This window comes from Cupriavidus sp. R6-3 (genome assembly GCF_059772245.1).
In genome coordinates, this window is sequence record NZ_JCBAJO010000174.1 from 1 (window position 1) to 9,963 (window position 9,963).

The following is a 9,963-nucleotide window of genomic DNA, read 5'->3' on the forward strand; positions in this document are numbered from 1 at the left end:
GAGCGCTCGAACAGCCGGACGCCCAGGTCCTTCTCCATGCGGGCCAGCGCGGTGCTCAGCGCCGGCTGCGCGATGCCGAGCCAGTCGGCGGCGCGGCTGACGCTGCCATGGTCGATCACGGCGAGGAAGTAGCGCAGGTGGCGGGTTTCCATATCGAAACGGTATGAATAAACAGATTCGGGATAATGGAAAACTATACCCGCGCTCCCTAGAATCCGTCCGAACTATCGTTTGTCCGTTCAGCCGTTTTCCATCCGGAGCCGCGCCTTGTCCCAGTCTTCGCCATCCGCGCCGCCGCCTGCGTCACCATCCGCGCCGCCATCGACGCGACCCGCCGTCGACTCGCATGCCCATGTGTTCGAGCACGGCCTGGCGCTGGCGGCGGTCCGGCGCTACCGGCCGGACCACGACGCGCTGCTGGGCGACTATCTGGCACAGCTCGACGCGAATTGCCTGACCCACGGCGTGCTGGTCCAGCCGAGCTTTCTCGGCACCGACAACCGCTACCTGCTGGCCGCGCTGCGTGCGGAGCCAGCCAGGCTGCGCGGCGTGGCGATGGTGGACCCGTCCATCGACGATGCCGAGCTGGAGGCCATGGCCGCCGCCGGCGTGGTCGGCATCCGGCTGAACCTGATCGGCCTGCCGGCGCCCGACCTCGGCACGGCGCCGTGGCGCGGCTTGCTGGAGCGCATCCATGCGCGCGGCTGGCACGTCGAATTGCATCTGCCCGCGGCGCGGCTGCAGGAAGTCATGCCCGCGCTGCTGGCGGCCGGTTGCCGCATCGTCGTCGATCATTTCGGCCGGCCCGATCCGGCGCTCGGCGTGGCTGACCCGGGTTTCGACGCTCTGCTGCGCCACGCCGACAGCGGACGGGTCTGGGTCAAGCTGTCCGGCGCCTATCGCAACTGGCCCGATGCGCAATGCGCGCAGGCGGGGCGGCTTGCGGCACAGCGGCTGCTGGAGGCCTTCACCGCCGGGCGCCTGCTGTGGGGCAGCGACTGGCCCCATACCCAACATCCACACGTGTCCTACGGCGCTACCCGCCAATGGCTCGACGACTGGATCGACGATGCCGCGCAGCGCCGGCAATTGCTCGGCGATACCGCGCTGAACCTATTCCAATTCCAAGGAGACTCCGCATGATGCTGCCTGCCCTGTTCCGCACGCTGTCGCGCCGCGCCGGCGCCTGTCTGTTCGCCGCCTCGGCGGTATTGCTGGCCGGTGTTGCCACGCCCGCCGCCGCGGCCTATCCCGAGCGGCCGGTGACGCTGGTCGTCACCTATCCGCCCGGCGGCACCGTCGACGTGGTCGCGCGCCTGCTGGCGCCGAAGCTGTCGAGCGTGCTCGGCCAGCCGGTGGTAATCGACAACCGCGGCGGCGCGGGCGGCATGATCGGCGGCGCCTATGTCGCGCGCGCCAAGCCGGACGGCTACACCCTGATGCTAGATGCCTCGAATCACGCGCAGAACCCGGCGCTGCACAGCCGCATGCAGTTCGACACGCTGAAGGATTTCGCGCCGGTGTCGCTGCTGCTGCGCGTGCCCAATGCGCTGGTGGTCACGCCGTCGTATCCGGTCAAGACGGTGGCCGACCTGATCAAGCTGGGCCAGGCCAACGCCGGCAAGCCGGTCTACTTCGCCTCGGCGGGCAACGGTTCGGCGCAGCATCTGGCCGGCGAGCTGTTCAACCTGATGGCAAACACGCGGCTTGAGCATGTCGCCTACAAGGGCGGCGGTCCGGCGATGGTCGACGTGATGGCGGGGCAGGTGCCGGTGATGTTCGCCAGCATGGGTTCCGCGTGGCAGCACATCAAGAACGGCAAGCTGCGTGCGGTTGCCGTCGGCGGCGCCAAGCGCTCGAAGGCCGCACCAGAACTGCCGACCATCGCGGAGGCGGGCGTGCCGGGCTACGAGAGCTACGAGTGGAACGCTGTGTTCGCGCCGGCGGGCACGCCGGCGGCGATCGTCGAGCAGGTCTCGCGCGCGCTGGCGCAGGTGCTGAAGGACCCGGTCGTGGCCGAACAGCTTGCCGGCTTCGGCGCGGAGGCCGTCGGCTCGACGCCGGCCGAGCTCGACGCCTTCCGCCGCGCCGAAATCGCCAAGTGGAAGAAGGTCGCCGCGCAGGCGAAGCTCAGCCTCGATTGAAGTCCCCGGTCTCGCGCCGGCGCATGCGAACAGGGCATGCGCCGACAGCAGGGCGCGCCCGGTGACGGTAGCGCCGCAGATCAAAAATCCCCGGCACAAAAACGCGCACTCTCTGCGCGTGACAGTCGCAGAATAGACCGCCATGCAGGCGGGCCCACGCAGGCCTTCGGCGAAAGGCCGCGGCACGGATCCGACGACGATGGTCCGCCGGCATGTCGTTCGAAACCGGGGAGACTGTCATGCGCACAACCTGTTGTCAGCAAGCGGGGGTGCGTCCCCCGCGTCCCTCGCCCACGCGGCGCGGCAAACCACTGGTGAGGCATTGCATCGGACGCATGGGACTCGCGGCACTGGGCGCCATCGGCGCGCAGGCGCAGGCGCAGACGCCGATCGGCCCGGGCCTCATCACCAATTCCATCATTCTCGACGCGCAGGACGCGGTCGTGGCCGGCGGTACCACGATCGACGTGCCTGCCACGCCCGGCGCGGGCTGGGCGCTGGTTGCCAGGAACGGCAGCCGCGTGGTGTTCGATACCACGCAAGGGCCCATTCGCCTGGCGACGCGCACGACCGCGGGCCAGGCGTTGCGCGTCGAGCAGAACGCGGTCGTGGAGACGGCGCCGGGCGCCGGCTCGCCGGGCGGTCTGTCGATCGGCACCAGTGCGAACGGCGAATTCGGCGTCGGCGTGTTTTCCGGCGGCAGCGTCGCCTTGTCCGGTGCGGCGATCGCGACCGCCGGCGGCGCGAGCGGCGATCTGCGTGCGCACGGCGTATTCGTTCAGGGCGCCGGCAGCCGCGCGGCGCTGGTCGAAGGGTCCATCACCACCACCGGAGGCGGCAGCGGGGCGATGGCGGTCGGCGGCGGCACGCTGACGCTGACCCGCGTGCCCATCACGGTGCGCCAGGCCGCGGCCGCCGGCCGCTATGGCCTGAACGCGCAGACGGGTGCGTCCATCACGATGAATGGCGGATCGATCGTCACGGAAGGGGCGACCGGCACTGCGGTGCGTGCTTCGGGCATGGGCGGGCCGGGCGCGCGGATCGCGATCGCCGACGCGACTGTGGCGACCGCCGGCAGCAACGCGCACGGCGCCTTCGCTACCGACGGCGCGCGTATCGACGCCGTGCGCACGACGGCCAATATCCGCGGCGACAGTGCCGCCGGCTGGTTTGCCACCCACACCGGCCAACTTGCCGCGACGGACAGCACCGTGACCACCGCCGGCATCGACGGCTACGGCGCCTATGCCCGCGCAGGCGGCAGCATCGCGCTGCTGCGTGGCGCGGTGACGACCGGCGGCGAGCGCGCGGTCGGCCTGTTCGTCGGCGATGCCGGCACCACGCTCAACGCCACCGAGGTCACCGTGTCGACCGCCGGCGCCGATGCACCGGGCGCCGCCGTGTTCAGCGCCGGCACGTTGGCGATGGCGCGTGGCACCGTGCGCACCACCGGCGATGGCAGTCACGGCCTGAGCGCGATCGGCGACGGATCGTCGGCGGCGCTCGCCGGCACCGCGGTCGGCACGCAGGGCAACGGCGCCCATGCCTTTGCGGTGTACCAGGGGGCCACGGTCACCGCGACGGGGATTACGGCTGAGGCGAGCGGCACCGATGCCTCGACCCTGTTCCTCACGGGGTTGTCGGGAACCCACTCGCGCGCCGACTTGATTGGCGGCAGTCGGCTGACCAGCGCCTCCGGTCCTGCCATCGCCGTAGCGGGGGGCACCGCAACGGTCGGGCTGGGCGATGCCGCCGTCAGCGGCGGCACGCTGTGGCTGCGGGTCGGACCGAACGACGCCTTTGCCGCGGCGGCCCGCCGCACGATGCAGCCGCCGGGCGAGCAGCGGGACAACGAGGCATCCTCGAATCCCTTGGCGACCGAACGCGATCCGTCGATGGCGACCGGCACCACGATCGTCACCACCGGCCCCGAGCCGGGCTTCGGCACGATCGTCGCGGACAACAGCCGCATCACCGGCGCGGCCTTGACCGAGCCGGGCAGCGTGTCCGATGTGAGCCTGAGACGGAACACGCATTGGGACATGACCGGCAATTCCAACCTGACGCGGCTGACAATCGATGCGAGCCAGGTCGTATTCGCGCCGCCGGTGGCCGGTGCCTTCAAGACGCTGACGGTGCAGCAATACACCGGGGTCGGCGGACTGATCGCGCTGAACACGCGGCTCGATGCCGACGATTCGCCGTCGGACAAGCTGGTGGTGCAGGGCAGTGCCGGCGGACAGTCACGGCTGCGGATCGTCAACGCCGGCGGTGCGGGCGCGCTGACGACCGCGAACGGCATCCAGGTGGTCGAGGCGACCAGCGGCGCCACCACCACGACCGACGCCTTCGCGCTCGATGGCCGCGTGGTGGCCGGCGCCTACGAGTACCGGCTGTTTCGCGGCAGCCTCGATCCCTCGTCGCCGCAGTCGTGGTATCTGCGTTCCGAGCGCGAATCGACGCCGCCCGGGCCGCTGCCGCCGCGGCCGCTGTTCCGGCCCGAAGCGGCGGCGTACCTCGCCAATCGCCGCGTCGCCGGCGAGATGTTCGTGCACAGCCTGCACGACCGGCTCGGCGAGCCGCAGTTCGTCGACTCGCAGGGCTTCGCGCCGGCCAGCCAGCAGCCGCGCTCCGGGTGGCTGCGCGTGGTCGGCAAGTGGGAGGGCAGCCACAGCCGCGACGGCAACTTCCAGGTCGATACCGATACCTTTCTGCTGCAGGGCGGCGCCGAGCTGGCGAAGTGGGCGCTGTTCGGCACCGCGGACCGCGTCCATCTCGGCGTGATGGGCAGCTATCTGGCGGCGAGCACCGACGCCGAGGCCGCCGGCAATCCGGCTCGCGCCCGCGGCAAGGTCGACGGCTTCAGCGCGGGCGTCTATGGCACCTGGTACCAGAACGACCACAACAAGCTCGGCGCCTATGCCGATACCTGGTTCCAGTACGGGTGGTTCGACCAGCGGGTGGAGGGAGCGGGGCTGCCGGCGGTCAAGTACGACGCGCATGGACTGGCGGTGTCGGGCGAGGTCGGCTATGCGATCCCGCTGCGTGGCGGCTGGGTGATCGAGCCGCAGGCGCAGCTGATCTATGTCGACTATCGGCAGGACGACATCGCGGAAACCAACGGTACACGGATCGCCGGCGGCGATGCGCACGGTCCGATCACGCGCCTCGGCCTGCGCCTGCATCGCACCTTCATCCAGGGCGACACGCGCCGCATCCAGCCCTATCTGACGCTGAACTGGTGGCACGCCGACACCGACCGCCGCATGACCTTCGACCGCGTCACCGTCGGCGATCTCTATCCCGAGAACCGCTACGAGGCCAAGCTCGGCGTCAACGCGCAGCTCGACAAGCGCTGGACCGGCTGGGCCAACCTGGCGGGCGCATGGGGCGAGCAGCGCTATCACCAGTACGTGGTCCGGGCGGGGGTGAAATACACGTGGTGATGCAGCGTGGGTTTGCTCCTGTCGCCGCTGGCGATGGCGTTCTCGTTCAGCGAAGGGGATATGCCTCCTGCCGGGAAACGGCGCGCTATGATTTGCCCCCTGACGAGCCGTTAGCGTTGCCAAGGAGCAAGCCCACGATGCGGGACCTGGATTTGACCAGCCTGCGCCTGTTTGTCGCGGTCTGCGAGACGCGCAATATGGCGCGGGCCGGGGAGCAGCAGCATATCGTCGCGTCGGCGATCAGCAAGCGGCTGGCGCAGCTCGAGGATACGGTCGGCGCGCAGTTGCTCGAGCGGCGCCGGCGAGGCGTGATTCCGACGCCGGCCGGCGAGATCCTGCTCGAGCATGCGCGGGCGATGCTGGCCGCGGCCGATCGGGTCGCGCGCGACATGGCCGACTACGGCTCGGGCATCAAGGGGCAGGTCAGGCTGCTGGCCACGGTGTCGTCAATGGCGGAGTCGCTGCCCGACGATATCGCCGGCTTCCTGCAGCCGCCCGAGCATCGCGATATCCGCGTCTCGGTCGAGGAGGGCGTGAGCCGAGAGGTGGTGCGGGCCGTGCGGGAGGGCTCGGCGCCGCTCGGCATCTGCTGGGATGCCGCCGATCTGGAAGGGCTCGCCACGCGGCCCTATCGCGCCGACCATCTGGCTGCGGTGGTGCACGCCTCGCATCCGCTCGCCGAAGCAAACGAATGCGCGTTCTCCGATACGCTGGACTTCGACCATATCGGCCTGCCGGCGCAGACCGCGGTGCACACCATGCTGGCGCGCCACGCAGCGATCGTCGGCCGGCCGGTGACCTATCGGGCGGTGGTGTCGACCTTCGACGCCTCGCTGCGCTGCGTGCGCGCCGGGCTGGGCCTGGCGATCATGCCGCGCGAGGTGGTTGAACCGGTCGCCGCGAGCCTGGACGTGCGCGTCGTGCCGCTGACCGACGGCTGGGCGCATCGGCGCTTCGCGATCTGTTTCCGCGACGAGCAGAGCCTGTCGCCGGCCGCGCGCATGCTGGTGGCGCATCTCCAGCGGATGGCGGCCGACGACGGGCAAGACGCGCTGCAGCGCTGATCCGTCTTCGGCGACGCCCCACCGGCAAGCGCAACGGCGGTCCGCAGCAAGGACCGGCGGCAAGGGGCGCCGCAAGAGCGCAGCCGCACCCCCGGTACCAACGATCCGCATAAACCCGGCTTCCGCTGACCCGTACGATGGCTTAAGCAATGGCAGATGGCGCCGAAGCGGTCGGTTGGCCGACACTACGGCGATTTCGAGCCCTGGATACGCAGGGCATTACATCCGGAGACATCGCCATGGCTGTTCCTACTGCGTCCACCCGTTCCCTTCGACCGCTCGCTTCGCTGCGCCGCCTGACCGTCGCGGCGCTCGGCCTGTTTGCCGCGGCCGGCGTGCAGGCGGCCGATCCCTTCCCGCACAAGCCGATCGCCCTGGTGGTGCCGTTCTCCGCGGGCGGTCCCACCGACGTGGTCGCGCGCAGCCTGGGCCAGGCCATGTCCAGGCACCTCGGCCAAAGCGTGGTGGTCGAGAACCGCACCGGCGCGGGCGGCACCATCGCGCCGGCCTATGTCGCCCGCGCCGAGGCCGACGGCTATACGCTGCTGATCCACCACAACGGCATGGCCACCGCGCCGGCGCTGTACCGCAAGCTGTCGTACGACCCGCTGAAGGACTTCGAGTACATCGGCCAGGTCGCGGACGTGCCGATGACGCTGCTGGGCAAGAAGGACCTGCCGCCCAACAACACCGCCGAACTGGTCCGCTACGTGCAGCAGAACGAGTCGAAGATCAATCTGGCCAACGCCGGCCTCGGCGCGGTCTCGCAGCTGTGCGGGCTGCTGTTCGAGCAGGCCACCAACGTCAAGCTGAACGTGATTCCGTTCCAGGGCACGGCGCCGGCCATGACGGCGCTGCTGGGCGGTCAGGTCGACGTGCTGTGCGACCAGACCACCGCGACGCTGCCGCAGATCGCCGCCAACAAGGTCAAGCTGTACGGCGTCACCACGCCGCAGCGGATCCGTGCCTTGCCCAATGCGCCGACCTTGCAGGAAGGCGGGCTCAAGGGCTTCGAGATGAAGGTGTGGCACGGCGTGTACGCGCCGAAGGGCACGCCGGCGCCGGTGGTGGCGCGCCTGACCGCCGCGCTGCAGGCCGCGTTGAAGGACCCGGCGGTGGTCAAGCGCCTGGATGAGCTGGGCGCCGAGATCGTGCCGCCGGCCAAGCAGACGCCCGAAGGGCTGAAGACCTGGCTCAAGGCGGAAAGCGACAAGTGGCAGCCGATGCTGCGCAAGGCCGGCGCCTTCGCCGACTGAGCGGCGAGCACCGGCCCCTCGCGGCCACACCAGGGCACACCCCAGTGCCACACACCTGGGGGGGCACGCCCCCCAGGGCACATCCCACGGCGCCGCCGGCTCAATGCCGCGGCGCCTTCCCTGTCACGGTTTCGCGCGCGGCGCCTTGCCCGTCAGCGTTTCCCTCGCGGCGCCGAGCCGCTCGCCCATCGCCGCGCCCAGCGCCTGCAACCCGCTCATCGGGCGCACCATTACCTCGAACTCGACGATCCGGCCTTCCTCGTCGAAGCGCAGCATGTCGATGCCCTTGAGCGCCTTCCCGTCGACCTCGGCGCTGAATTCGAGGACGACGCTGCTGCCGTCGGTGCTGGCGAAGGTGCGGTGATAGCGGAAGTTCTGGAACACCGTATTGACGGTCTTCAGCACCAGCTTGATCGCCTCGCGTCCAGGGTAGGGGGTATGCGCGACCGGGGAGCGGAACACGATCCGGTCCGACAGCAGCGGGTCCAGTTCCTCCATCGCATTGCGTTCCAGCAACCGATGCCAGGTCGCCAGCGTGCGGCGGGCGGCGTCGGACAGGGGCTGGTCGTCGACTTCCATCAGGCTCTCCTCTTCGAGTGGGGGACACCGGTTGGCGCTACGGCGAGCCCGGATCCGTATGCCCGGCGTGTTCGCGCTATGCAACCAGTTGCAATAAGAATAGCAGCGCGCAGGGTGCTATGCAATCAGTTGCATAGCGAGAGTCCACTTCGACCTCAGGCAGCGGCGAAGCGCTATCGCCTGGGTCTTCCTGCCCGGATGGCCGCTCATCGAGTGTCGGACAGCGCTGGATAGCGAGGGGCATCGGAGGTGCGCTACAGTGCCGCCCAATGGCCCGGTACCGGCCCAGTCGGCCCCCACGACGCGCCTTCCGTCCGCCATGCAACCATCACCACGCCCATGACCCCTCGCGCCGCGCCAGGCCGACAAGAAGCGCCATCGGACGATGGCCGGCAACCCTTCGCGCTGTTTCGCGGCGACCGCGGCGCGGCCGCCCTCGAGGCGCTGCTCAACGCGCTGCCCCATCCGGTACTGGTCAAGGACCGCGCGCATCGCTGGCTGCTGTTGAACGACCAGATGTGCGAGCTGATGGGCCACAGCCGCGCGACCCTGCTCGGCCGGACCGATCACGACTTCCTGCCCAAGGAACAGGCCGACGGCTATTGGGCGGTCGACGACGAGGTGTTCGACACCGGCGAGGAGCGCGAGGTCGAGGAGACCCTGACCGCCGCCGACGGCAGCAAGCGCGTGCTGGCCACCCGCAAGCGCCGCGTCATGCTGGCCGGACCGGGCGGGGCCCCGATGCCCGTCGTGATCGCCTCGATCATCGATATCACCGACATCCGCCGGGCCGAGAGCGCGCTGCGCGAGAGCGAAGAGCACTACCGTCATTCGGTCGAACTCAATCCACAGGTGCAGTGGACCGCCGACGCGCAAGGCCTGGTGTCCGAAGCCGGGCCGCGCTGGGAGGAACTGACCGGCATGGCGGTGGAGCAGGGCATGGGGACCGGCTGGACCGGCCAGGTCCACCCCGACGATCTCGACGAAACGCTGCGGCGCTGGCAGGCCAGCGTCGACAGCGGGGCGCCGTTCGACAAGGCCTTCCGGCTGCGCATGCGCGGCGGCGAATACCGCTGGTTCCGCTCGCGCGCCGCCGCCCGCCGCGACGGCGAGGGCCGCGTGCTGCGCTGGTACGGCACGCTGGAGGACATCGACGATCGCATGCGCGCCGAGGCGGCGCTGCGCGAGAGCGAACGATTCAGCCGCAGCATCCTGGAAAACAGTCCGAACTGCATCCGCGTGCTCGATCTGGACGGACGCGTGCTGTACGCCAACGCGACCACCTACCGCCTGCTCGAGATCGAAGACGACGAACCGGTGCTCGGCGAGCGCTGGATCGACCTGATTCCGCAAGGCTGCCGTACGAATGCCGGCAAGGCGCTGGACGCGGCGCGCGCGGGCGGCATCGGCCGCTTCACGATCCGCCGCCATACCCGCAGCGGCGCCGTCCAGTGGCTCGACACGGTGACGGCGT

Annotated in this window: 8 protein-coding genes; 6 read left to right on the forward strand and 2 right to left on the reverse strand. The window is 70.1% G+C overall.

Going from position 1 to position 9,963, the window contains the following annotated elements; all coding sequences use genetic code 11:
• On the reverse strand, positions 1 to 152 hold a 152-nt coding region (locus AC6EI8_RS20100), incomplete at its 3' end, for a LysR family transcriptional regulator (protein ID WP_498382706.1).
• 115 nt (positions 153 to 267) lie between these two features.
• On the opposite strand from AC6EI8_RS20100, the gene AC6EI8_RS20105 reads away from it, so the two are divergent.
• The 5 genes from AC6EI8_RS20105 to AC6EI8_RS20125 all read left to right on the forward strand — a co-directional run bounded on the left by AC6EI8_RS20105 (position 268) and on the right by AC6EI8_RS20125 (position 7,910).
• Positions 268 to 1,143 (forward strand): amidohydrolase family protein, encoded by an 876-nt coding sequence (locus tag AC6EI8_RS20105; RefSeq protein WP_498382702.1) that lies wholly within the window; start codon positions 268 to 270, stop codon positions 1,141 to 1,143.
• Complete coding sequence (locus tag AC6EI8_RS20110; RefSeq protein ID WP_407648585.1) at positions 1,140 to 2,144, forward strand: tripartite tricarboxylate transporter substrate binding protein; 1,005 nt, start codon at positions 1,140 to 1,142, stop codon at positions 2,142 to 2,144. Before AC6EI8_RS20105 ends, AC6EI8_RS20110 begins: the two co-directional genes overlap by 4 nt.
• A 335-nt stretch (positions 2,145 to 2,479) precedes the next feature.
• A complete protein-coding gene (locus AC6EI8_RS20115; protein ID WP_498382703.1) occupies positions 2,480 to 5,590 on the forward strand; it encodes an autotransporter family protein in 3,111 nt (1,036 codons plus the stop codon).
• A gap of 137 nt (positions 5,591 to 5,727) precedes the next feature.
• Positions 5,728 to 6,654, forward strand: a complete 927-nt coding sequence (locus AC6EI8_RS20120) for a LysR family transcriptional regulator (RefSeq protein WP_498382704.1) — start codon at positions 5,728 to 5,730, stop codon at positions 6,652 to 6,654.
• A gap of 239 nt (positions 6,655 to 6,893) precedes the next feature.
• Entirely contained in the window at positions 6,894 to 7,910 is a 1,017-nt protein-coding gene (locus tag AC6EI8_RS20125) for a tripartite tricarboxylate transporter substrate-binding protein (RefSeq protein WP_149318179.1), read from the forward strand.
• A 123-nt stretch (positions 7,911 to 8,033) separates the two neighbouring features.
• Here AC6EI8_RS20125 and AC6EI8_RS20130 read toward each other — a convergent pair whose 3' ends face one another.
• Positions 8,034 to 8,489 carry a nuclear transport factor 2 family protein gene (locus AC6EI8_RS20130; protein WP_226105363.1) on the reverse strand — a complete coding sequence of 152 codons (456 nt, stop codon included), beginning with the start codon at positions 8,487 to 8,489 and terminating at the stop codon, positions 8,034 to 8,036.
• Positions 8,490 to 8,828: 339 nt separating this feature from the next.
• Here AC6EI8_RS20130 and AC6EI8_RS20135 point away from each other — a divergent pair.
• Positions 8,829 to 9,963 (forward strand): PAS domain-containing protein (locus AC6EI8_RS20135; protein WP_498382705.1); only part of this gene is annotated, 1,135 nt, incomplete at its 3' end.

Bases quoted from the DNA above. Each gene is read 5' to 3' on its own strand.
- AC6EI8_RS20115 (WP_498382703.1), top strand. From the start codon at position 2,480: ATGGGACTCGCGGCACTGGGCGCCATCGGCGCGCAGGCGCAGGCGCAG.
- AC6EI8_RS20130 (WP_226105363.1), bottom strand. From the start codon at position 8,489: ATGGAAGTCGACGACCAGCCCCTGTCCGACGCCGCCCGCCGCACGCTG.
- AC6EI8_RS20120 (WP_498382704.1), top strand. From the start codon at position 5,728: ATGCGGGACCTGGATTTGACCAGCCTGCGCCTGTTTGTCGCGGTCTGC.
- AC6EI8_RS20110 (WP_407648585.1), top strand. From the start codon at position 1,140: ATGATGCTGCCTGCCCTGTTCCGCACGCTGTCGCGCCGCGCCGGCGCC.
- AC6EI8_RS20125 (WP_149318179.1), top strand. From the start codon at position 6,894: ATGGCTGTTCCTACTGCGTCCACCCGTTCCCTTCGACCGCTCGCTTCG.